This is a genomic window from Pseudomonas sp. Irchel 3A18, from assembly GCF_900187465.1.
GTDB lineage: Bacteria > Pseudomonadota > Gammaproteobacteria > Pseudomonadales > Pseudomonadaceae > Aquipseudomonas > Aquipseudomonas cichorii.
On sequence record NZ_FYDI01000013.1, the window covers coordinates 22,547 to 44,545 of the forward strand.

Sequence of the window (21,999 nt, forward strand, 5' to 3'; positions counted from 1 at the left end):
TTGTGTGAAAGGTTTTGCAGAAAAATGAAGCGCGGTTGCACAGCGGCGCTGCAGGCGGTCATTGACGGGGGAATGCTGGAGTGCCCGGATTCATTGGGTGAAAAATTGAAAAACCGGCGAAAGGGTGGATTTTCAAAAACTGATCGACTCTCGAAACACTGCACCAGGCTGTTGCCGGTCAGACCCACACAAAGCGCTGGAGGCGAGGATTCTCAAGGTTATCAGCCGTTTCCGGTGCTACTGAGGGCTTGCATACGATGGCACTCGATTTGGGCCTGGTGAACGGGCCAGATCTGGTGCATGAAAATGATGAAAATGAGTCTGTGACCGTATTTTTTCGGGCTGTCAGATAGCCATTCCCAAGTGAGGGTCGGGAAAAAGGTAATTTTGGTTAGGAGGGCAGCGAGCGTGGTTGCAGGCCTTGTAAAGCGGGGCTTGGAGCAATTACCAGAGAAGGTAATTTAGGGTAATTGGAAAGGTAATTTTTTTGTAAGTGCCTGATTTTAAAGGAGTTTACGAATGGCCGATATGACCATAGTAAAAGGTAATCTGATTACTAAGAAATTACCCTATTATTACCGTTAAGGAATCCTGCTAAGACATTGATTTTAAAGGCCTTGGCGGGTCCATGAAAATCAAATTACCAAAATTACCTTTTCCCCATGGGTCAACATAAAACGTGGAATGGTCGTGCGCGTGGGTCGCTCAAAGGCGTGCTCTTGCAGCCAGGCTCATGGCCTCTTGTTACGTGGCTTGTTACGTCTGGTACAAAAAACAAAGGCCTGCATCGCTGCAAGCCTTTGATTTATATGGTGCCGGCACCAAGAGTCGAACCGACAGATAACTATTTGTTATTTAATGTGATTTTAGGTGTGTTACACAGCCTCTACCCCAAAGTGTACCCTGAAGATTAGAATAAGCGCTGAGCGCGTTGGAAATTGTCCCCGCGCTAAAATGTCAATTTTTAAGCGAGTGGATGAGACAAATGGACAGGTCTAAGAGTTTAGAGAGCGGAAGCAGTTTGTCCGACGCCTCTGATGAATTTGGTTTATTTTCTCATCCCCTAAACGACATTGACAGGGATGTCCTGAAAGCGGCGTTAATTGCAGAGGGTGAAAAGAGTCAAGAGAGGTTCCCCGAACTCTGTGATTCGTTGTTGTCACAGTTTAGAGCCTCATATCCGCCGCATATTATTGCAATGCTTAGCGCTTACGGCCTTCAGGTGCAGGTTGGAGACGAGGGAGTATCGCGAGAGTCTATGATGCCGGACGTCCAACAGCACCATGTGGAAATCCTCCAGGCATTGGCACTTACTATTCCACACGGTGAATGGGGACAGAGACCAGCGAAACCGTTGGAAATTCAAAAGGTGGTTGAGAATGTGAAGGCTCTTGCTGACGCGTTCATTCATCGTCGATTTCTTTCGATGGTGGAGGAACGAGACGCCTCCCAGCAGACAATACTCATGCTCCAAGAGCTGCTAAGAGCTCATACGCAATTTGTAAGGAATTGGGGTTATTTCGCTGCTGTTTCCAAGATATCAAAGGAACTATATAGTCCTCTAGATCAGGATGTAAAAAAGTTTTTTGGGTTTAGCGCTACTGATCTTATCGACGTGTCGGTTGCAATCTTGAAGCGTTTGGAGGAACGCTCAAGTAAGAGGATGCAGCTTCTTCAAAAGATATTTAGATCGAAAACAAAGGAAAAGTTAGTTAAGCGGTACTTTGCTATTTATCCTTATGTAGAAGGAAACCCTTCAGAGTTTCTTAAAGGTTTGCCGAAAGATATTGATCTGATAGGTGTGGCTGGAATTCTACAAGCACACTCCGACATGGTTTTACCATCATTAGCGAGTGTCGAAGTAGAAAAAATTGCAGAGCTGACGAAGCGATCAGAAGATGTTGTTTTGCTCATTCTGAACCGTCTTTCTCTAATGCCGGGGGATCTTGATCGGGAAAATATTCCTAATTTCTTTCTCAGTAATCCAACGTGGATTGCGCCGGGAATTAATATCGCAGGTGGATTTTTCTTTCCAGTTCCGCAAGTCATATTCAGTAATATCCACGCTGTGATGAGATCATTGTTAGACGACGCAGGCTTGCTAGAAAAACTGAAAAAGCGCCGAGCAATTTATCTAGAGGAGAAAATTAAGGATGTAATCGAGGGTGTCTTTCCGACCATTAAGTTTGCGTTAAATGCCAAATGGGTAGTAGGCCAAGATAGATTTGAAACAGATTTTCTTGGCCAAGTCGACCGTGCGATACTTATTGTTGAAGCAAAATCTGCGGCTCTTACTCCCCAAGGTTTACGTGGTGCCCCTGATCGAGTGAAACGGCATGTGCGAGATCTTATCGTCGAACCCGCGGAGCAATCGCATCGTCTCGAGCAAATCTTGTGGAAGGCAAAGTCAGGTGATGCTGATGCTTTAAAACTCACAGCACAACTGGGTTTGGTCGCTGAAAAAGTAGACACCATTATTCGTATCTCTGTAACGCTCGATGACTTTTCGGTAATTTGCAGTGCTGAGGCGGAGTTAAAACGTGCTGGATGGGTGCCAGAGGATCTCCCCTTGGCTCCTACTCTAAATATTGCTGACCTAGCATGTGTTGCCGAAATTCTTAACGAGCCAGCATACTTCCTTCATTATTTTGCAGAGCGTGAACGAATTCAAAAGTCTACGCAAATGATGGGGGATGAGATGGACTATCTCGGCCTTTATCTTGAAACAGGCTTCAATTCCGCAGTCCTTGAAAGCGAGGATACTTGCGTGGCTATAGTTGGTATGTCTCGTTCGGTCGATCACTTTTATAATAGCGCAGACGCAGGCGTTCGAGTCCGAAAACCAAAAGTTAAGCTGCATCCGCATCTTGAGCGTATCGTATTAGAAATACAGCGGAAGGGTGTTGAAGCTTGGACCACTATGGTTATTGATATGCTTAGAATCGGTGATTTTGGGCAACAAACTCAGCTCTTCAAAGAGTTGGAAAATCTTAAAATAAGTGTTCAAAAAAACTACCAAGATCCTTATCACCTATCATCGATGATTATCGAGCCGCCAGCGCACCGAGAAGCAAGTGTGGTTTTTTACGTGTATCCAAAAGCTATTTCAGAGCGGCGAAATGAATCGGTTTCGGAGATTGCTAGTAATGTTCTTGAGGACGGTGGGAAGAAGCGATGTGTTGTTGTGGGGCGTATGATTGAGGAGTGGACTAGACCCTATCAGTTTCTGATGGTCGCTACTCCACCTGTTAATTAATCACTGGGGAGTTATGGAGTGCTAGTCGAGGCGGCTTTGTGAGAGGGTCAAAGTGAAAAGAGAAGTTTGTGTGTGTGAGCGTTCTGGAAATCTGAAAACGCCTCGTTAGCTTTTGATGAACGCCTAATCATCTGCCCATGAGGCTCGCTCTTAGCATACCGACGCAATCCTGTTACAGGACAGAGGCCGCCGAAAGCTATGCATTACTGTGAAAGCTAAGACGCTTCCCTTCTCACTTTGACTATAATTACATTAACTTTATTCATAAGCAGGGCGCAAGTCTTTTTTCGCTAACAAAGATCGTAAAGATGAGACCCCTTGCCAAACGGTAAATCCATTGCTTTTTGAAAGCAGCCGAGCTTGCCCCAATGCATCCCCTTGACTGAGTAGCCGCCCCTGACTGATTTTATGCACGTTATTGTAAAGTGCTGCTCTGTCCGCCTCGTCTATATATGGGCAGCCGATTATATCCACGAACAGCATAAATGCGTCGGTATTTTTGTTTAGGCGTGCTGCGTTATTCATTATGATATGGTCGGCGCTTTTTATTGCTGCCTGCTTTATCGGGCGTAGATCTCGTCTGTTTTTTGAAAAATATAATGCTGCTATTATAGAAAAATAGTCGTTCATCGAACTGCTATTTTCATCCGTTACGCTAAAAAGCACCTGCAAATCGATTTTTGTTAGCTTTTGTTTGTCTGAGCAGATGGAATCAGCGGCTACGGCGATGTTTAATACGTCTGCAGTGCTTGCATGCTTCTTTGACTCTATTATCGCCTTACGGGTGATATCGAGAATTTGAGACTCAAATGCTGGACGAGCAAGCCCAACACTTCTAGCTAATTCGTCCAACTCTAGAAAAATCCTGGCCATTTTATTGGAAGTGGCGGCCCTGATATCCATTAGATAAAGAAACTCTGAAACTGTTAAGACTGCTTGAAATGTCGACTCAAATTTGGTGGAGATTACGGACGTCTCGCCTGGACTTGGTTTTGAGCGGTATCGAATGGTATTCATTTTTCTTGCAATAATTGCTAGAGCAGGGGATGCTAAGTCGGCGTATTTTACTTGGTTGGTTCGTGCTACAGATCTAATCTCCGTGATGATTTTTCGTGATTGTTTTTTCAACTCTCCTATCGCTTTCGATTGTTCAGCTTCTGTCTGAACAGAACCTAAAGCAGATTTGAAAAGATTAATGAAGTCTAGAACTTCAGTTTGGATCTTATTTCTGGCGATAGTTAGATTTGTTATTAGCGGGCGCTCAATAATTTTTTTCTTGCTTTCATTCAAATAAAGATTATATTTTTCCAGCTCTTCAGCTATCACTCGCTCGATTGTTTGGAGGTCTTCAAGGTCATTTGAAAAAATAAAATAATCGTCAACGTAACGTTTTATCGTAGTTTTTGACTGGACTTTTTTAGAGATTGCGATGTCTACGCTTTGAAGTATGATTTCCGCAAATATTCTACAAATTTCCGGGCCTATAATTATTCCGTTAGTCTCGCCCCAGTTGAAGTTTCCTACGAGTTTGTCGAATTCGCTCTCGAAGAATTCTAATCCTCGATTATCTTTGGCAAAAGTTTTCCCCCTCATGCTCCAGGCAATAGAGTGGGTGTAGATAGATGAAAAGCATTTTGCAATGTCTAATTGAGCCATGTATTTGTATTCTTGCTCTAATAGTTCGTACTCGCGTGACGAGAAAAATTTATAAATTTGAGCATATGTTTTGTACGAAAAATAAGTTGATGCATATGGTTTTTCTGGCTCAAAAGATCCTTCGACCAGTTCCGGTGCAAATTCATTCAAGGATTCATCTATATAACGACTGTCATAGAATTTTGATGCGACTCGGTAAGGATGTCTTAGGGAGTACGCGCTTCTAGTACAAAGGTGGGATATGTAAATATCATACTTTCGGTAAAATTCGCTAGCCCTAAGCTGGGTCGCAGGATGAATGATAGATAGCGTTCTGGTTTTTTGGTCGATTTTACCAATCTTTAAACTTGCAGGAATGGTCTCCCCTTTTGTTGATAAGATTTTTGATATTAGTGGTGTCTGATTTGTGTTGGATTTTGCGAATTTATAAAGTTTTTCATTTGTAAAATACAGAGGTAATTCATAGGGTAGGACGTCTGTCAGAAGCATCCGCGCACAGTCTCTGTCTTTAATTTTCTTTATTTTTTTAGACATGATTCCAGCACCTAGTTATTTCTATCACATCTCGGGCACTAAATTTGGTTCTGCGCCGTTTGATGAAACCTGATACGAACGAGTACTTTGTTATTGCGTTTGTCTCTTCTTTTGATATCCCCAGTCTACGCAATGCAGGCCTCGCGAGATTTGAAAAAAAAGTATCAAGTGCAGATAGCGAATTACTTGAGGTCGCTTCCTGAGAATCATCATGGCTGTAGAGCGAATGCGTGTAGGCTAGCCCAGTATATAGTCCTCTTCGGCTTGGATCGCTTGGAAGTAGTTGGTTTCCAGTTAAATATGAAAGCCTATTTTTTAATAGATTTATATTCTTGTTGGACTTAAAGTCTTGTAGAGACAAGAAAATCTTCTGCTTGAGTTTAGATGTCTTGCTATCCGAGAGCAGGAGAGTTATTTTGTTTTCTTTTTCATCATTCCGTTTGCCAATTAGTATTTTGTATCCGAGGTATTCCGGAGCCGGAGACACAAGTGAGCTGTCAGATTTTGCACACTTGCAAGAGCGTTCGCATGGACATTTTTCTGGATGGCCACAAATATCACTGCAAGTGCATTTTATACTGAAAATATTACTTTTTGATTCATTGGTTTTAAGTCGATATTTTGATAAGCAGCTTTGCACTTCTCGCTTAAGCGTGACTTCGCCGCAGGTTGCAAATATTACAATGTCGTCAACATACCTAACGGCGAGATAAACTCCAGGAATATTTCTAAGCTCTAGGTCTAGCTGATTTAGATATATTTCAGCTAAGGTGCTGGTGATAATTACACCTCTAGGTAGTCCGCTTTTCTTTAATTCGGGTTTTATTGAATAGGCATGAGAGAAAAAATTGTCTAGAAGCTGCAGTGTTTGGAATGATACATGGCCATCTCTGGCTATTTTGTTCATTAAGCTGGTTCTATGAATGCTCTCGAAACATGATCTGATATCTAACCTGTAGACTGTTTTTGGAGAAGGATCTCTGAGAGCTTGGATGACTAGTTTTACGATGTTGTCTCTACTCGGGCTCTTTATATGATATGCGCGTCTTAAATTGTCATTTATTTTTCTTAAGGTTAACGCTTCGTCTAGGCTTTTAGTCCTGACAGTTGTTCTCTTTTTTTTACTTTTCTTAGTTACGAATGTGCTGAGTTTTATGAAGTTCATTTGATTCTGGGCAATGCGTAGCTCCAGAGAAATCAGATATTTAGACCATTCATCGTTGGTTTCCAGATGATCATTGTTATCAGGGGTTAGCCCGAATTGTTTTCTACGCTTTCGCATCCAGTTTAGGTTTTTTGCTGTGAAATCCTGAGTAGGCGAGTTCATAGTCTTCCCTGAATAGCAGCGCAAATTGAAATTTGAAAGGCTAAATACAATTTACTATGCGACTTGATTCTGATATGGCGGCTTCAGCAGAAGCTATCAGAGATGCTGTCGCTGCGTCTATAGTCCTCGCTTGACTGTCTAGACAGACAGAAAGAGGACTTAATTTTCACGTCTTGATGGCTTAGATCCGAACCATGACTTGCCAAGCCGTAAGACGATCAACTGGACAGTGAGCCAGAAGTAATATCGTGTTGGCTCTGCACGATCTCGTAACTCCTGGTCCATAAACCATGCAAGATGTTTTTGCTGCCATGTCCATGGATTGTTACGTTTCCAGCGATTAGAAATTGCGGTTTGAATAGTCATAGCCTGACGAAGGTGGCGCCGACGGGTCGTATGAGATCCGGAGAGCACGCCGTTCAAAAATACCTCCATATCGAAAGGATTTGCCATCTTCAGCCACCGATATACGCACGGACCACATCGATGCGACTGTGCCCAAGCTCATAGCTGATTTGTGCTCGGGCTTCCCCATCAAGAGGTCGGTGCTGCTGGAGGCACCTGCCTCCGTTGATGGGCGCTAGGTGATGGGTGATCTGCTCATAGCGTTCGCACGCATAGGCTGCGCGCAGTTCGTGGAATCCTTTGAGTTTGTGCGTATGGAGGATATCTCGGGCGGGTCGGACGATTCCCTGCTGGAAATCGATGTAGCGTTCGTTCGGTGCAAGCAGGTTGCGGCTACCGTCGGGCGAGACCTGTTCGGTAAACCTCAGTGCGTCACGAATATGATCATCTACCGTAAGCCAACGAGGTGCTGACGCGCCTGAACGGCCACCTTTGGTGCCGTCCTGGATGTTGATCTTGCCGAATTGCTCAGCTTCACGTTTTAGACGGGGAAGGTCGGCCAAGATGGCCTCGCGCAAACGCATGCCGGTGGCGCGTGCCAACTGCACGATGGCGGCGGCACGGGGATACTGTTCGCGGAGTGCATCGACGATGCGCATCACGTGTTCGCGATCCTGGCCTTGTGGAACTGTCATGCGGATGGTGGTGCGCTGCATTTCCAACGCCTTGCTCGGACTCTGCACTTTCACGTACTGATCACCGCGAAGCGCTGCCATGGTTCGGTTGACGCTGGACAATCGATTTTGTGCGGTGGCGATCGCGAGGTCGCCGCGCTCGACCAAGTGATGCAGATGCGCCGCGTAATCCGACAAGATCTGGCGATCTATCTGCCGTGCATCGTTGAGTCCTGGTCCGTCGTCTGAGCGACACCAGCGCACGAATGCCTGCCAACGATCACTGTGCGCTTTGACGGTCCCGTAATGTCCGCCGCCAAACATGTCCTGCAACGCCTGCGGTCCGGCGTAACTCAATTGCCGACCATAGCCAAAATTACGCCCATCCCGTCTACCGACCAATGCCATGACCAAACTCCTCTCGAAGCCACACTTGTAAAACCTTCCCCACGTCATCCCGCCACGAATGTTGAGTGTTATCAGGGATCAAGGCCCCTGCGACCTGTGAGGGTTGTCCACTAACGCGGGACTGGCGGCTCCTTACGACCGGGAACTTGGGCATCTCATGATCTGGCCTCCTGAACACTTCCGGGGAAGTGGGCGGGTGGAGGCTGCGCTGGCTGACGAGGCCAGTGCCGCGAGATCCTGAGTCGGGTGAAGGCAGTGAAGCGATGACCGGGGCATGCCTGACTGTCAGTCAGGTGCAGTCCATTCCGTGGGCTGCGGCACCATCATCGGTATCGCTGTTGCTGGTGACTTTTCGGTGTTTGTCACGCCGATTGTCACGAGGGGAAATGCCGCAAAGCCTTGTACGAGTTGGGCTGCAGCAGCGGTACGAGCGCCCGTCTCTTTCCGGGAGAAAGAGACGGGCGCAGGTTGGCGCACGGGAATGGCCAAGCGGATAGGTTGCTGCAGGGCAGCTATGAAAGGGGATGAGTTGCCGCAGTGGGCACACTGGTAAAAGTAGGCATTCATCACAACGCTGTGACCGTGCGAGCCGCCGGACGCTAATCGCACTTTGGGAGAACCACCACGGTGTGGCGTAGCCTTAAAGGTTCTGGCTACCTGGGTTGCTGTCAACGACAGCGCTTTGCCCGATCTTTTCTACGCCTGTGGATAATTTGGGTCAAGGCTCGAATTGTAGGGGATTCTGCGGCTGTGGATGAAATTATCCACCGGTGGAAATCTGTGGTTTTCCACAGACAGTTGCGTGGGCTTTAGATTTTTAAGTGAGGTCCATCCAAACAGGGCGGCTTTGCAGCCCTGTTTGGATGGACCTGCTTGGCCAAGCGGATCACTGAGATATGAAGACCGAGCGCTAACTCAGTTGCGCCACGTTTTGCTTTTAAGCGAGTGACGTTCGGTCCGGTCTGGTTCGTGAATTCGTGGGGGGTGACATGCTCCTGTCGATTTGCGGGAGAAATGCGCCTGCTTCGGGTGGAAACGGTCAGAGGGAGTTCTTAATCTGTGACTGGATGACATGGTGATCGGCACTGTGATCTCAAAAGGAGCATATCAATGAGACCGAATTTCTTTCTGGACGATGAAGATGAAGCCATCGCCAAGAGCTATTTCAAGAAGGTTAATAGCATTGGTTTTGTTTGTGTCGGTTTGGCGTTGACGATAATCACAATGCCTCATCCCGAGCGCGCTGCATGGTTTGTCTTCGCGGTAGCAATCATCTATGCGTTTAGCCACGGCGATGGTTACAGGAAGATTGTTGCCAGCTATTTGTTGCGTCATAAAGGGTTCGGCGGTGGTATTCGTTTGGTGTTGAAAGTAGCTCTCTTCGTGTTGGGCACAAGTCTGTTGTCTGGGATTGGGCTTCAGATCTTGACGCCTGAGGTTTTAGGCATCCTCCCATAGCAGGACTGCCTCAGTGACCTGGGTGGCGGATTCAATCATTGATCCGCTTCACCTTTATCCGGGTAACATTCGCCCCAATCTGATTAGCGAACTCATGCGGAGTGACATGCTCTTCACGGTTGGCTTCCAGGTACCGGCTCCACCAGTTCATGATCAGCCTGCGCTCCTCAATGAACTCGGCCTTGTGGATGTAAGCGGCGCGGACGTTGTTGCGCTCCTTGTGACTCATCTGCCGTTCAATGGCTGTCTCCGACCACAATCCTGACTCGATCAGTGCGCTGCAGGCCATCGAACGAAACCCATGTCCGCAGATATCAGTTTTGGTGTCGTATCCCATCGTCCGTAGCGCGTTGTTCACGGTATTTTCGGACATGGGTTTCCAGGGCTTGGCATCGCCTGCAAACACCAGGTCGAATTTACCGGTGAGGGCGTGGATCTGTTCAAGCAAGGCCACAGCTTGCGGCGATAAGGGTACAAGGTGGATGTCCCCGGCCATCTTCGTACCCCTTGTGGAAAAGGGTACTCCCTCCAGCGCTGGCCGAGTGTCTGGGATTTCCCAGGTGCCGCGCTTTAGGTCGAACTCGCTCCAGCGTGCGAAACGCAGCTCGCTGGAGCGTACAAACACATGCAGCGACAGCATCACCGTCAGACGAGTAAGTGCCCGGCCTTTATAGGTGTCGATCCGCTCTTGTAGTTCCGGCAGTCGCGATAAGGGTAGAGCGGGGCGATGTACCACCCGCGGGGCTTTGATCAAGCCTTCGAGGTCGTAAGCAGGGTTTGCGGTGATAAGCCGGAGGCGTTTTGCCTCGCGCATGATGCTCTGCAGGTAGTTTTGTACCCTTAAAGCAACGTCTATCGTTCCGCGCTTCTTGATTGCTTCCAAGGGCTGCATTAGGTCATGGGTGTCTAATTCGACAATGGCGCGGGCGCCGATCAGCGGCAACACGTGGGTTTTGAGGCGGCTCATCACTGTCTTGGAGTGGCCTGGAGCCCACTTGGCCGACATTTCCGTGTGCCAGTCCAGCGCAACGCTTTCAAAGGTTCTGCCTTTGATCACGGCTTCCGCCTTGGCTTGGTGCTTGGTCTCTATGGGATCAATGCCATCCGCCAGCATTCGCTTGATCTCCAAGCGCTTGCGGCGCGCATCGGCGAGGCCAATGACAGGGTAGTTGCCGAACGAGGTCAGTCCTTCCCGTCCATCAGGTTTGACGTAACGGAGCCGCCAGCCTTTGCGGCCATTGGGTTGGACTAGAAGGTAGAGGCCGTCGCCGTCGAAAAGCTTGTAGGCGCGGTCGGTGGGCTTGGCTGAGCGGCAAGCCGAATCAGAGAGTGGAGCAGTGGTGCGCGACATAAGGGTACTCCCTTTTATCGAAGTGACCTTTACCCCCAACTCTACCCTTAAACAGGTTGGAATCCACAAGGATTCACCGGAATCCGACGGAACGCCAAAACGAAAAAACCCGCCAAAAGACGGGTTTTTCGGGGGTTCCAGAGATTTTGAAAGCCTTCTCTGGAACCTTGTATGGTGCCGGCACCAGGAGTCGAACCCGGGACCTACTGATTACAAGTCAGTTGCTCTACCAACTGAGCTATACCGGCGTAATGGGCTGCGAGTATATAGAGTCTGTTGCGCTTGTAAAGCCTAGCTGTCTGATTCGGTTGAAAAAAACCGAGGAGTGGTGTGGCCTGTGGTCTGAATGCAGGATTGCTGCAGGTCGATGCGTAGGGGATTTCTCTGGTTGCTGGGCGATGGGGCTGGAGGGTGGTGTTGAAAGCAGGGCGGTTGGGCGTTGTTTTGGGTACCTGGAGTGGGGGTTGATGCTTGCCAGGGATTCGGACTTTTTGAGTGGGCCTTTTGAATCAGGGACTTGAGTGGTGATGGCAATCCGCAATGGTTTTTCTCTCGGGGCCGCTATTGGCGATTTGCCCCCATTTGCGGGGCTGCGGGGGCTTGCATAAGCTTGGTTTCAACGGCCCGGACCACTGGCAACACGGAAAGGGTTGTTGGCTTTTCAGCTGACAGGACAAGGATTGTCATGAGTATTCGAGGGATCGAGACCTTGCCACGGTATGCAGTAAACCGCTGGTCGGGGGTTGTCTGAAAAGTGGTCATTTTTAATCTGAACTAATGCTTCAAAAAATGCCCGGGTCCAAGGATCCGGGCATTTCAGTTTGTCTGCGGGTCATGCGGACTGATGTAAGAGCGAATCTTGCCGATATAGTGCTTGTTAAGTGGCATGTCGCCATGGATTGCAAGACATATGCAGAGAACTCTTACTCATTACGAGCAGCTCAAGGTCGCTCGCGATGCCACGCCTGAGCAGATCAAGCAAGCCTATCGCAGGCTGGCGCAGCAGTTGCACCCGGACAGGAATCCGGCGCCCGACGCTTCAGACCGGATGGGCATTCTCAATGCCTCTCATGATGTGCTCGCAGATGCTCAGAAGCGTGCGGCCTACGATGCGCAGCTCGCGTATGAGGAGCAAAGAGCCCAAGAGGCCTATCTGCGCAGCCGGCAGTTGCAAACGGCCGGTGCGCGCGCCGCCAGTGCTTATGCGGCGGCTGCGCCTGCCACGCGGCCTGCGCAACCTCGTGCGGCGCAGGCGAATGCTGCTCCGCAGTCTCCCGGGCCATCCTCAAGAGCGTCGCGTCGCAAGCGTCGGCGCAGTGTGTTGCGCTGGGCGCTGGTGTTCATGATCTTTTGCGGGGCCGGTGTCTGGATGGGTTATGACCCGAATGCAGGCAAGGCCTATGTGCCGACCGAGTCCTTGCCGGTTGCTCATAGCTGGGTCAAGCCTGCGCCCGTACATGCACCCGCAGAGGCGCCAATAGGGAATCCGATCAAGCTGGTGGATCCGGCACAGCCCGAGTGCGTGATTCCGGATCTCGACCCGATGGGCGCTGCATGGCCGCAGAAGGCGGGCTATTTGAAGGACATGCCGCTGCGCAAGGACAACGGCTGGTCGCAGATCATCATCGACAACACGGGCGGTGAGTCGGCGGTTTACGCCAAGGTCACCGATGCAGTTGGCCGCAATGCCTTTCGGCATGCGTTCATTCCGGCCGGAGCGGTGTTCGCTTTTTCCAAGATGGATGCCGGCCTGTACCTGCTCAAGTACAAGATGCTCAATACCGGCTGTGCGTTCGCCTCCAACCGGATTCTGCTCGAAGAAACGCCCATGGGCAGTCAGGTCAAATCCAGTGTCTACAAGCTGACATTGCGCAAGCTACAGAACCGCAACTCGCAGTTCTCCAACCTGAAAAACGATCAGTTTTGACGCTTTCTCAGTTTTTCTTTCTGATGAGCTTGTTCAGGTAGTACCTGGGGTTTATGAGGTCTTTGGGCCTTGGCTTGTAGTGGGTCTTGTTTCTTTGGTTGGGGTCGACTGGCCCCTTTGATGCGGTGTAGTAGTAAAGCGCAACCGAGCGGCGAGTGATGTGCTCAGGCGTCGTCAGCGGTTCCGGGTGGCCGTGGTTACTGTCGGCGTCGGTGTTGAAGATCACGCAGCGGTTGTAGATGGGCAGGACTTTTTTCAGGCATGTGCGCATGTCCACATCCCAGAGTTCCAGGTTGCCGCCGTATTCCTCTTTCCAGTCCGGGTTGAGGTAAATGATGGCGTTGATGCGGCGGTCGATATTGAGTTTCTTGTTCAGCCGGAAGTCCGAGTGCACGCCCAGGAAGCCGCCCTTTTTGGTTTCATGCAGGCCGCCGCCGGAGAAGTACGGGTCAGGTATCAGGCCTTCGATGCCGGTGAGCTTTTCAAGAAAGTGCAGCATGGGGGCCGAGTTGAAGGCGCTGAAGATCTTCTTCAGGTGAGGGTCGCATTCATTGGGGCTGATCTGTCTTTTGTGCTGCCCTTTGTAGCCGCGCTCGTAGAGCATTTCGTTGTCGGTCGGCTCGGCGGGGAAGTGTTCGCAGATGCTGGCGATCAGGTCCGGCGGTAAAAAGTCGTCGATTACGATATGCGCGAACGGTGCGGCCTGGGTGTAGCTATCGGTCAGCGACTGACCCAGCTCGCCAGCGGCTGCCAGGTCGAAATCAAGCTCTGGAGCCAGGGTAATGGGCAGTGTGTGGTGAGTCGCAGTCATTGCCGCTCCAATAGTCGGAAATTCATCAGGTGTTCATTGTCGGCGCATCTTGCCTGCGAGCGTTGTTCTTGTTGATGCGCTGCAGGATCTCGTTGTACATCTTGACCCGGCGATGCGTCGTGTCATAACCACCGGCTGCCGAAACAGTACCCGCCTGGATGTGGTCCAGGTAGCTGAATATCTTGCGTGGTGACAGAAACTCGATGTCATAGCCAAGCTCGACCATGGTGTCCTGCAGGGTATAACCCGGCACCCGATCATCCATCTGGAAGTGCAGCTCGTGCTGCTTCATCAGCTTGGTGTTCCACAGGGTGCAGAAGCTTTTCAGGTGCGTTTCGCGGTAGGCCTTCGGCTGTTTGGAGCGCAGGCCCAGGGCGAGTTTCAGTCGACGGAAATGGTGTTTGAACAGTCGGGAGCTGAAGCGCCAGACGGTTCTGGCGGTGCCGCGGTTTAGTTGCTCTACGCAGCCGACGGCTGCAACTTTCGGGTTCTTGATGCACTTTTTCAGCATCATGGAAAACACATTCTTGTCGAAGATGAATGTGTCGGTGTGCAGCAGGAACAGGTAATCGGTTTCGGCCCGCTCCAGGATCATGTCGAGGGCCTTGCCGTGGGCGATATGGCCGCACTCCGGTCCAGGGCTCTTGCGCTCGATCAGGTTGATCCAGTCCAGGGTACGCAGGTATTCGGTGCTGTCATCGGCGGAATCGTTGTCCACCACCCAGACCTGGTGCGGGGTATTGCCCAGATGCTGTTGCAATAGATCCAGACAAATCTTGGTAATTTCGAGGGTCTTGTAATTGACTATGGCAATGCTGAAGGTAGGTGTTTTATCAGATACAGAATCAGAATTGCTCATCGTCATGTACTCATTATTCGCTTGGACGCAGGCGCAAAAAGCGGTCTCGCATTTAATTGTTTCTTTATGTTTCCTGTAGGGCGCCCACGCAGACAGATCATAGCTATCTAGAATCAATAGCCATGTAACGAGGGTAATATCCTTAGGCAACTAGCAGGAAAAGTAGCGGGGGTTATCCTATAATCCTCCGCCCGATACGTAAACCCTAATGGTTGCTGGCACCCCATCCTTCGCGCACGGCATTTCGGATTCCCTCCAGCAGCATTGCAAACGCCGGATTGTCGTTGTTTTCGGTCCAGATCAGGTGCAGTTCGCTCTGCACGCCTTCCCCCAGATCGATCTCTCTGAACACCACGTTCTTGAAGACCACGCTGGTTGCGCAACGCGGGACCAGAGCCAGCCCCATGCCTGCATTGACCAGCGCCAGAATGGTCAGCGACGAACCCAGCCATTGCACATACTCCGGGGCAACCCGGGCCGAGCGGAGCATGCCGGTCAGCAGCTCGTTGAATGGCGGGTAGGCCGAGTGGGAGTACATCAGGAACGGTTGCGCATCGAGGTCCTGGACCGACACAGTTTCGCTGCTTGCCAGACGATGGCTGCTGGGTACAGCCAGCACGAAGGGCTCGCGCACCAGGCATTCAGTGGCGTAACCGGGCTCCAGCAGCGGGGTGCGCACGATGCCCAGGTCGATGCGGCGCCCGCGAAGAGCTTCGTGCTGCTGGTAGGTGTTCATTTCCGAGAGGTTGATCCTGACATGTGGCTGCTTGAGCCGTGCTTCAGCGATGACCTTGGGCAGAAACTCATACACCGCACTGCCGACGAAGCTGATATTGACCGAGCCGATATCACCCTCGGCGAAGCGTCTGGCCGTGACGGCGGCCTGCTGGGCACGCTCCAGCAGGTTCTGGGCTTCGACAAAGAAGGCACGGCCCGCTGCGGTCAGGGCCACGTTGCGAGTGTTGCGGGTAAACAGATCGACACCCAGATGATGCTCCAGCAACTGGATCTGACGGCTGAGTGGCGGTTGCGTCATGTTCAGCCGTTCTGCGGCGCGACGGAAGTTGAGTTCGGTCGCGACGGTGGTGAAGCAGCGTAGTTGGCTAAGCTCGAACATTGATCTAATCCGGGTATCAATCGAATGCCAAGTTAGATTAGACGGTAACAATCCCCGCGTCCATGATCGACTCGTCCCTACAAAAACAAAGAACGGGAGTCGCATCTTGAAGAACCTCCAGAGCCCCTCCGACCCTGCCGTGCTTGCCCGGGCAGCGGCCAAAGTGAAGCGCCATGTGCTGCCGCTGTTTGTGGTGATGTTCATCGTCAACTACATCGACCGCGTGAACATCGGCTTCGTGCGCAGCCACCTGGAAACCGATCTGGGCATTGGTGCCGCAGCCTACGGGTTGGGTGCCGGGTTGTTTTTCGTCGGCTACGCGCTGTTCGAGGTCCCGTCCAATATGTTGCTGCAGCGCTACGGCGCCCGCGTCTGGCTGACGCGCATCATGTTCACATGGGGCGCCGCAGCCATGGCCATGGCGTTCGTGCGCGGGGAAACCAGTTTCTATGTGTTGCGCTTCATCCTTGGCGCGGCCGAAGCCGGCTTTTTCCCCGGCATCATTTACTACTTCACCCAATGGCTGCCGTCTTCCGAACGCGGCAAGACCATGGCGGTTTTCCTCAGCGGTTCAGCCATCGCTTCGGTGATCTCCGGGCCGGTTTCCGGTGCGCTATTGCATATCTCGGGGCTCGGCCTGCATGGCTGGCAGTGGATGTTTCTGATCGAAGGCTTTGCCTCCGTGCTGCTCTGCGGGTTCGTCTGGTTCTGGTTGCAGTCCCATCCGAGCGAAGCGAAATGGCTGAGTGAGGAAGAAAAAAGTGTACTGATTGCGGCCATTGCCCAGGAGCAGCGTGATCGTGAGGCTGTGCAGGTCGCCAGGCCTTCGATGTTCAAGCTGCTGGCCGACCGGCAGATCGCGCTGTTCTGCTTCATCTACTTCTCCATCGCCCTGACCATCTACGGCGCGACCTTCTGGTTGCCCAGCATGATCAAGAAAATGGGCAATCTGGGCGATTTTCAGGTTGGCCTGTTCAACTCGGTGCCCTGGATCATTTCCATCGTGGCGATGTATGGCTTTGCCGCCATGGCCAGCAAGTGGAAATTCCAGCAGGCCTGGGTTGCGCTGACGCTGGTTATCGCTTCGTTCGGCATGTTCATGTCGACAACCGGCGGGCCTGTTTTTGCCTTCGTGGCCATCTGTTTTGCCGCCATCGGCTTCAAGGCTGCATCGGCGCTGTTCTGGCCGATCCCGCAAAGCTATCTGGACGCCCGCATCGCTGCGGCGGTGATCGCGCTGATCAACTCCATCGGCAACCTGGGCGGCTTCGTCGCGCCTACGACCTTCGGGATTCTGGAGCAGACCACAGGCTCCATCGAAGGCGGCCTGTATGGGCTGGCGGCAACCTCGCTGCTGGCCGCCGTGGTGATCTTCTTTGCCCGTACAACGCCCGCCAACCGACAGGGCAAGTCTGCCGAAGCGGCGGTGCCTGGTCGCGCTGCAACACATTGATATCTGATCGGGAGCATTACCTTGAAAATCAAAAGAGTGACCGTGACCCCCATCGCCTTTCGCGATCCGCCGCTGCTCAATGCCAGTGGCATTCACGAACCCTTCGCGCTGCGCTCGATCATCGAGATCGAGAGCGACAACGGCTATATAGGTTTGGGCGAGAGCTACGGTGACGCTCCGGCGCTGGCGATTCAGGAGCGTGTGAAAGACCAGTTGATCGGCCTTGATCCGTTCAACCTCAACCAGTTGCGGGCTATCGTGCAAGCTACTGTGGCAACCAACAAGACCGACAGCCTGGCTGGTGCGGAACTGGCGCCCGGCTCTCATGCCAGCAAGGCAGTCAGCAACGCTTACTCGGCTTTTGAAGTCGCGTTTCTGGACCTTCAGGCCCATTACCTGAACGTGCCGCTGGTGGATCTTCTGGGCGGCGCGATTCGTGATGAGGTGCCGTTCAGCGCCTATCTGTTCTTCAAGTACGCGCAGCATATCGACTCGCCTTACAAGCCGGACAATTGGGGCGAAGCCCTGAACGAAGAGCAGATCGTGGCTCAGGCCCGACGCATGATCGAGGCTTATGGCTTCAAGAGCATCAAGCTCAAGGCCGGTGCGTTGCAGCCTGAGCATGAAGTCGCCTGTATCAAGGCCCTGAAGAGGGCATTCCCCGGTTACCCGCTGCGTATTGACCCCAATGCCAACTGGTCGCTGGAAACTTCCATCCGCATGGCTGAATTGCTGGGTGATGACCTGCAATATTACGAAGACCCGACGCCGACGCTCGAAGGCATGTCCGAATTGCACAAGCGCACTGGCTTACCGCTGGCCACCAACATGGTCGTGACCGATTTCGATGAGTTCCGCCGTAGCGTTGCGCTGAACAGCGTGCAGATCGTTCTTGCCGATCATCATTACTGGGGCGGACTACGCGATACCCAGGCCCTGTCGAAAATGTGCCAGACCTTTGGTCTTGGCGTGTCCATGCATTCCAACTCGCACTTGGGCATCAGCCTGATGGCCATGGCCCATGTCGCTGCTTCGGTCCCCAATCTGGATTACGCCTGCGACACCCATTACCCCTGGCAGGAGCCGGATGAAGAAGTGATAAAAGGCGGCAAGTTACCCATCGTCGACGGCTGCGTAAAAATCACCCGCGCTCCAGGCCTTGGGCTGGAGCTGGATTACGACCAGTTGGGCAAACTACACGACCAATACCTGAGCTGCGGCATCCGTCAGCGCGATGATGTGAAACAGATGCAGCGTTACAAGCCGGACTGGAAGACCGTCAAGCCGAGGTTTTGAAGCCTTCGCGAATGAATTCGCTCTCACACACCGTAAGTGAATTCGTTCGCGAACCAGCGCCACATTCAAAAAACACCCCTGAAAAGAAGCACATAGCTGGCCCTTTGATTTCTGTTTCGTTGGCAAACTCGCCTTCCTTTCAGAAGCTTGGGTGCTGGCGCTATGCGGAGTTTTGCATTGACCGTTGCGGTGTTTGTCCTGGCCGGCGTTTCGGTCGGGGTTCAGGCCAAGGAGTTGACCAAGAGCACTCGCTCGATATGCACATGGGGTTCGGGCATTGCGGCGGGGGCTCAGGAGTCGAAGCTTGCCGGGATTTCTCTCTATGGCGCGCGCAACAAACTGCAGGCTCGCAAGTTCCCTCAACCCTGGATGCGCATGACCGCCATGGGCATCACGGAACAGACCTATAAAAGTTCGTCTCGTCTCAAACCCGCCGCCATCAAGCAAACCTACTATGAACAATGCGTCAAACATGAACTGGCACGCAGATAAATTCTCGCAGCCCATTCCTTAATGGCGGCTGTGCGCAGGGCACCTTCGGGTGCGCCGGTTCTTGGCTCACCGGTCGACTAACCTGCGTACAGTGGCTTCCCACACTGTCTTCAAAAACACCTTGTCCCAGAGCCTTTATGCACAACCCGTTCAGAATGAAAACGATTTTTCCGCCGATCCGTGCGGATGTTCGCGTTTTGCCGCGAAGTGCCGTTTTTCGCGGCTTCTGACCGGGGTGTCAGGAAAAAACAAGGCGCTTCAGTAACTGGCGCACTAAGGTTTTAAAACATCTGTCTGAATTTTCATCAACAGAGTTATCCACAGGGTGTTCCGTTGATTGGGGTCATTGTTTTTGTGCCAGTACCAGCAGGTTGCGAGGGGTGAGCTGGCTGTCGCAGAAGGTGCCGACGCTGACGTTGTAGCCATGTTCCTGCACATACATGGCTCGATCCAGCACCAGCCATAACTCCAGAGGTCGACGGAACAGGTTGCGCACCAGTTCCAGGTTTCGAACTTCAGCCAGTCTTTGCCAGCCAGCGGCCTCCAGTTCGGCCCAGTTCTGCTTGCCGGGTGCTGGCAGGTTTTTCATCTCTGCCAGCTCGCGGCAGTAGTCGCTGTAGGGTTTATCCAGCCAGCTCACGGGCAGCGAGGGAGTGGGCAAATATTCATCGACGCCCCGCAACTGGCGTTGCAGCAGGTCAAACCCAAGGCGGCGAGCCATTGAGGTGTCGCGTTGACGGCGGACCCGAGCGCCCGCGGTGACGGTTTCGCTCAGTGGCAGGCCCAGTTCGTCCCGAGACAGCTTCAAAGCGGAGCTGCGGCCTTCGCTGGAGAGCGCCTGATACTCGTCGAACCGTGTGCGGTTGTAACAGCACGGGGCAATGGCCATTTGTATGCAGCCTGTCTGGCTGGCGACCTGCATCAATTGCACATGCAGATCGCCGCAGGCGTGCAGGGCGACGGGCGTGTGTTCGGGCTTGAGGTGGCGCCAGGTGTCATCGGCCATGACATCCTGCTGTAGATGCTCGGCATCGATGTGTTGCCGGGCGCTGAGTTTGCGACCGGCTTCGATCAGGGCCGGGTCCCGTTCAAGGCAGGTCAGTTTCTGTCCACTGTGTGTCAGGCGACGGCCCAGATGTCCTTTGCCCGAACACCAGTCGAGCCAGTGCGTCTTGCTTTGTCGGGCTTGCAGGTGGCTGGCAAAGGCCTCGATCTGTTGCCATTTACGGCCCGGTACATCGACGCTCTGGCGTGGTTCCACAGGTTCGAGCGGATAGGCAGGCAGCTCGCCGAGATGCCCCAGCTCATAGGCTTCATCCGCCAGTTGCGCAAAGGGGTAGGGCGCGTCGAGGCGTTCGGGGTGGTTGTGTGCGGCTTCGGCCTCATCCAGCGTGCGCAGTCGCAGCCACTGGGCCAGTGTCGGATAACGTTGCTCCCACGGCATGTGCAGGTGCGTGAAAGGCTTGGGTCGCCACAGCGCCTGATGCGCGAACAGAAAACTGTCCAGCGCCCGAAAGCGGCTGCGAATGTGTTCATCCTGCAAGCAAGTGTCAGAAGGCATGATGGTGACCGGGTGTGAGGGCTGACTCTGTAAAAGCCAGCCCCCTTCATATCAGCGCCCTTGGCTGGCGTCTACGCGCAATATCCGTTCCAGCAATCTGAACCCCTGGACCAGCACATAGGCCATGATCAGATAGAACATGCCCGCCGCGAAGAAAATCTCCACCGGCAGGTAAGTACGGGCAATGATGGTTCGTGCCATGCCGGTCAGTTCCAGCAGAGTGACGGTGCTCGCCAGGGCACTGGCCTTGAGCATCAGAATCACTTCGTTGCTGTAGGCGGGCAGGCCGATGCGGGCTGCGCGAGGCAGGATGATGTAGAACAGCGCTTTCCACTTGGACATGCCCAGCGCCCGTGCAGCCTCTACCTCTCCTACCGGAACGGCCTGGATGGCGCCGCGCAGAATCTCGGCAATGTAGGCAGCGGTATGCAGGGTCATGGTGATGACGGCACACCAGAACGGGTCGCGCAGGTACGGCCACAGTGGCCCTTTGCGCACGGCCTCGAATTGCGCCAGCCCGTAATAGACCAGAAACAGTTGCACCAGCAACGGTGTGCCGCGAAAGAAGAAGATGTAGGCATAAGGCAGCGCACGCACGTACAGATGTTTCGACGAGCGGGCGATACCCAGCGGGATGGCGATGATCAGACCGGCGGTAACCGCAATCGCCACCAGTTCCAGGGTCAGGGTTGCGCCCTGCGCCAGTTTCGGCAGCCACTTGATGATGACTTCCCAGTTCATGACGCGCTCCTCACGAAGCCGCGAGCGGCACGTTTTTCCAGAAAGTGCATGCCGATCATGGCCAGAATGGTCAGGGCCAGGTACATGAAGGCGGCGACCAGATAGAACACGAAAGCGTCCTTGGTGACGCTGACGGCAATCTGCGAGTGCCGCATGATTTCTTCCAGGCCGATCACTGAAACCAGTGCGGTGTCTTTCATCAGAATCATGAACAGGTTGCCCAGGCCCGGCAGCGCGATGCGCCACATTTGCGGCAGGATGAGTTTGAAGAGGATGCGCGAACGCGACATGCCCAGCGCCAGGCCGGCTTCGCGGTGGCCTTTGGGAATGGCCAGGATAGCGCCGCGAAAGACTTCGGTCGCATAGGCGCCGAAGCACAGGCCCAGGGCAATGACGCCCGCAGCAAAGGCGTTGAGCTCAAGGTCTGGAATGCCGAGCATTTCGCCCAGAGCGCGCATGCCGTTGACGGTGCCGAAGTAAATCAGCAATACCCAGAGCAATTCAGGAATACCGCGCACCAGCGTCGAGTAAGTACCGCCCAGCCATTGCAGTGGCTTGTAAGGCGAGGTTTTGGCCAGGGCGCCGAGCAACCCCAGTATCAGCCCAAGACACAGGGCCGAGAGGGCAAGCTGAACAGTCATCAGCGCACCAGCCGCAAGGGCCGGGCCGAATCCTTGGAGGTCAATATTCATGGGCAGGCTTTGCTAGGGACGGGCCGTCACGCCTTCAGGAA

16 protein-coding genes and 1 tRNA gene are annotated in these 21,999 nt (G+C 52.6%); 6 read left to right on the forward strand and 11 right to left on the reverse strand.

The window, feature by feature from the left end; all coding sequences use genetic code 11:
* Positions 1 to 1,021 precede the first annotated feature (1,021 nt).
* On the forward strand, positions 1,022 to 3,256 hold the full coding sequence (locus CKW23_RS20670) for a hypothetical protein (RefSeq protein WP_143498989.1): 2,235 nt from the start codon (positions 1,022 to 1,024) through the stop codon (positions 3,254 to 3,256).
* Positions 3,257 to 3,514: 258 nt separating this feature from the next.
* Here the strand turns inward: CKW23_RS20670 and drt3b are convergent, their stop codons facing one another.
* The 3 genes from drt3b to CKW23_RS20690 form a co-directional block, all read right to left on the reverse strand.
* Positions 3,515 to 5,446 (reverse strand): antiviral reverse transcriptase Drt3b, encoded by a 1,932-nt coding sequence (gene drt3b, locus CKW23_RS20675; protein WP_095068250.1) that lies wholly within the window; start codon positions 5,444 to 5,446, stop codon positions 3,515 to 3,517.
* Positions 5,439 to 6,773 carry an antiviral reverse transcriptase Drt3a gene (drt3a, locus tag CKW23_RS20680; RefSeq protein ID WP_095068251.1) on the reverse strand — a complete coding sequence of 445 codons (1,335 nt, stop codon included), beginning with the start codon at positions 6,771 to 6,773 and terminating at the stop codon, positions 5,439 to 5,441. Before drt3a ends, drt3b begins: the two co-directional genes overlap by 8 nt.
* A gap of 455 nt (positions 6,774 to 7,228) precedes the next feature.
* Positions 7,229 to 8,200 (reverse strand): integrase domain-containing protein, encoded by a 972-nt coding sequence (locus CKW23_RS20690; RefSeq protein ID WP_095068253.1) that lies wholly within the window; start codon positions 8,198 to 8,200, stop codon positions 7,229 to 7,231.
* 1,110 nt (positions 8,201 to 9,310) lie between these two features.
* On the opposite strand from CKW23_RS20690, the gene CKW23_RS20700 reads away from it, so the two are divergent.
* A complete protein-coding gene (locus CKW23_RS20700) occupies positions 9,311 to 9,658 on the forward strand; it encodes a hypothetical protein (protein ID WP_041475665.1) in 348 nt (115 codons plus the stop codon).
* A gap of 31 nt (positions 9,659 to 9,689) precedes the next feature.
* Here the strand turns inward: CKW23_RS20700 and CKW23_RS20705 are convergent, their stop codons facing one another.
* Together CKW23_RS20705 and CKW23_RS20710 are read right to left on the reverse strand one after the other, a co-directional pair.
* Positions 9,690 to 11,009 (reverse strand): integrase arm-type DNA-binding domain-containing protein, encoded by a 1,320-nt coding sequence (locus CKW23_RS20705; RefSeq protein ID WP_095068254.1) that lies wholly within the window; start codon positions 11,007 to 11,009, stop codon positions 9,690 to 9,692.
* Positions 11,010 to 11,181: 172 nt separating this feature from the next.
* Positions 11,182 to 11,257, reverse strand: a tRNA-Thr gene (locus CKW23_RS20710).
* A 662-nt stretch (positions 11,258 to 11,919) separates the two neighbouring features.
* On the opposite strand from CKW23_RS20710, the gene CKW23_RS20715 reads away from it, so the two are divergent.
* The gene (locus CKW23_RS20715) at positions 11,920 to 12,936 is read left to right on the forward strand and encodes a J domain-containing protein (protein WP_095068255.1); all 1,017 of its coding nucleotides are present in this window, start codon (positions 11,920 to 11,922) and stop codon (positions 12,934 to 12,936) included.
* A gap of 7 nt (positions 12,937 to 12,943) precedes the next feature.
* Here CKW23_RS20715 and CKW23_RS20720 read toward each other — a convergent pair whose 3' ends face one another.
* The 3 genes from CKW23_RS20720 to CKW23_RS20730 form a co-directional block, all read right to left on the reverse strand.
* Positions 12,944 to 13,747, reverse strand: a complete 804-nt coding sequence (locus CKW23_RS20720; protein WP_025262476.1) for a 2OG-Fe(II) oxygenase — start codon at positions 13,745 to 13,747, stop codon at positions 12,944 to 12,946.
* A gap of 25 nt (positions 13,748 to 13,772) precedes the next feature.
* Entirely contained in the window at positions 13,773 to 14,606 is an 834-nt protein-coding gene (locus CKW23_RS20725) for a glycosyltransferase (protein WP_025262475.1), read from the reverse strand.
* 205 nt (positions 14,607 to 14,811) lie between these two features.
* Positions 14,812 to 15,723 carry a LysR substrate-binding domain-containing protein gene (locus tag CKW23_RS20730; protein ID WP_025262474.1) on the reverse strand — a complete coding sequence of 304 codons (912 nt, stop codon included), beginning with the start codon at positions 15,721 to 15,723 and terminating at the stop codon, positions 14,812 to 14,814.
* Positions 15,724 to 15,829: 106 nt separating this feature from the next.
* Between CKW23_RS20730 and CKW23_RS20735 the strand changes: the two genes are divergently transcribed.
* The 3 genes from CKW23_RS20735 to CKW23_RS20745 all read left to right on the forward strand — a co-directional run bounded on the left by CKW23_RS20735 (position 15,830) and on the right by CKW23_RS20745 (position 18,964).
* Complete coding sequence (locus tag CKW23_RS20735) at positions 15,830 to 17,176, forward strand: MFS transporter (protein ID WP_025262473.1); 1,347 nt, start codon at positions 15,830 to 15,832, stop codon at positions 17,174 to 17,176.
* A 21-nt stretch (positions 17,177 to 17,197) separates the two neighbouring features.
* Entirely contained in the window at positions 17,198 to 18,472 is a 1,275-nt protein-coding gene (locus CKW23_RS20740) for a glucarate dehydratase family protein (protein ID WP_025262472.1), read from the forward strand.
* A gap of 162 nt (positions 18,473 to 18,634) precedes the next feature.
* Complete coding sequence (locus CKW23_RS20745; RefSeq protein WP_025262471.1) at positions 18,635 to 18,964, forward strand: hypothetical protein; 330 nt, start codon at positions 18,635 to 18,637, stop codon at positions 18,962 to 18,964.
* A gap of 343 nt (positions 18,965 to 19,307) precedes the next feature.
* Here CKW23_RS20745 and CKW23_RS20750 read toward each other — a convergent pair whose 3' ends face one another.
* Genes CKW23_RS20750 through CKW23_RS20760 form a run of 3 tightly spaced genes read right to left on the reverse strand, consistent with a single transcriptional unit; the run spans position 19,308 to position 21,958 of the window.
* Positions 19,308 to 20,525 (reverse strand): methyltransferase, encoded by a 1,218-nt coding sequence (locus tag CKW23_RS20750; RefSeq protein ID WP_025262470.1) that lies wholly within the window; start codon positions 20,523 to 20,525, stop codon positions 19,308 to 19,310.
* A 51-nt stretch (positions 20,526 to 20,576) separates the two neighbouring features.
* On the reverse strand, positions 20,577 to 21,266 hold the full coding sequence (locus CKW23_RS20755) for an ABC transporter permease (protein WP_025262469.1): 690 nt from the start codon (positions 21,264 to 21,266) through the stop codon (positions 20,577 to 20,579).
* Complete coding sequence (locus CKW23_RS20760; RefSeq protein ID WP_025262468.1) at positions 21,263 to 21,958, reverse strand: ABC transporter permease; 696 nt, start codon at positions 21,956 to 21,958, stop codon at positions 21,263 to 21,265. Before CKW23_RS20760 ends, CKW23_RS20755 begins: the two co-directional genes overlap by 4 nt.
* Positions 21,959 to 21,999: the final 41 nt, after the last annotated feature.

Bases quoted from the DNA above. Each gene is read 5' to 3' on its own strand.
- drt3b (WP_095068250.1), bottom strand. From the start codon at position 5,446: ATGTCTAAAAAAATAAAGAAAATTAAAGACAGAGACTGTGCGCGGATG.
- drt3a (WP_095068251.1), bottom strand. From the start codon at position 6,773: ATGAACTCGCCTACTCAGGATTTCACAGCAAAAAACCTAAACTGGATG.
- CKW23_RS20690 (WP_095068253.1), bottom strand. From the start codon at position 8,200: ATGGCATTGGTCGGTAGACGGGATGGGCGTAATTTTGGCTATGGTCGG.
- CKW23_RS20700 (WP_041475665.1), top strand. From the start codon at position 9,311: ATGAGACCGAATTTCTTTCTGGACGATGAAGATGAAGCCATCGCCAAG.
- CKW23_RS20705 (WP_095068254.1), bottom strand. From the start codon at position 11,009: ATGTCGCGCACCACTGCTCCACTCTCTGATTCGGCTTGCCGCTCAGCC.
- CKW23_RS20715 (WP_095068255.1), top strand. From the start codon at position 11,920: ATGCAGAGAACTCTTACTCATTACGAGCAGCTCAAGGTCGCTCGCGAT.
- CKW23_RS20720 (WP_025262476.1), bottom strand. From the start codon at position 13,747: ATGACTGCGACTCACCACACACTGCCCATTACCCTGGCTCCAGAGCTT.
- CKW23_RS20725 (WP_025262475.1), bottom strand. From the start codon at position 14,606: ATGAGCAATTCTGATTCTGTATCTGATAAAACACCTACCTTCAGCATT.
- CKW23_RS20730 (WP_025262474.1), bottom strand. From the start codon at position 15,723: ATGTTCGAGCTTAGCCAACTACGCTGCTTCACCACCGTCGCGACCGAA.
- CKW23_RS20745 (WP_025262471.1), top strand. From the start codon at position 18,635: ATGCGGAGTTTTGCATTGACCGTTGCGGTGTTTGTCCTGGCCGGCGTT.
- CKW23_RS20750 (WP_025262470.1), bottom strand. From the start codon at position 20,525: ATGCCTTCTGACACTTGCTTGCAGGATGAACACATTCGCAGCCGCTTT.
- CKW23_RS20755 (WP_025262469.1), bottom strand. From the start codon at position 21,266: ATGAACTGGGAAGTCATCATCAAGTGGCTGCCGAAACTGGCGCAGGGC.
- CKW23_RS20760 (WP_025262468.1), bottom strand. From the start codon at position 21,958: ATGAATATTGACCTCCAAGGATTCGGCCCGGCCCTTGCGGCTGGTGCG.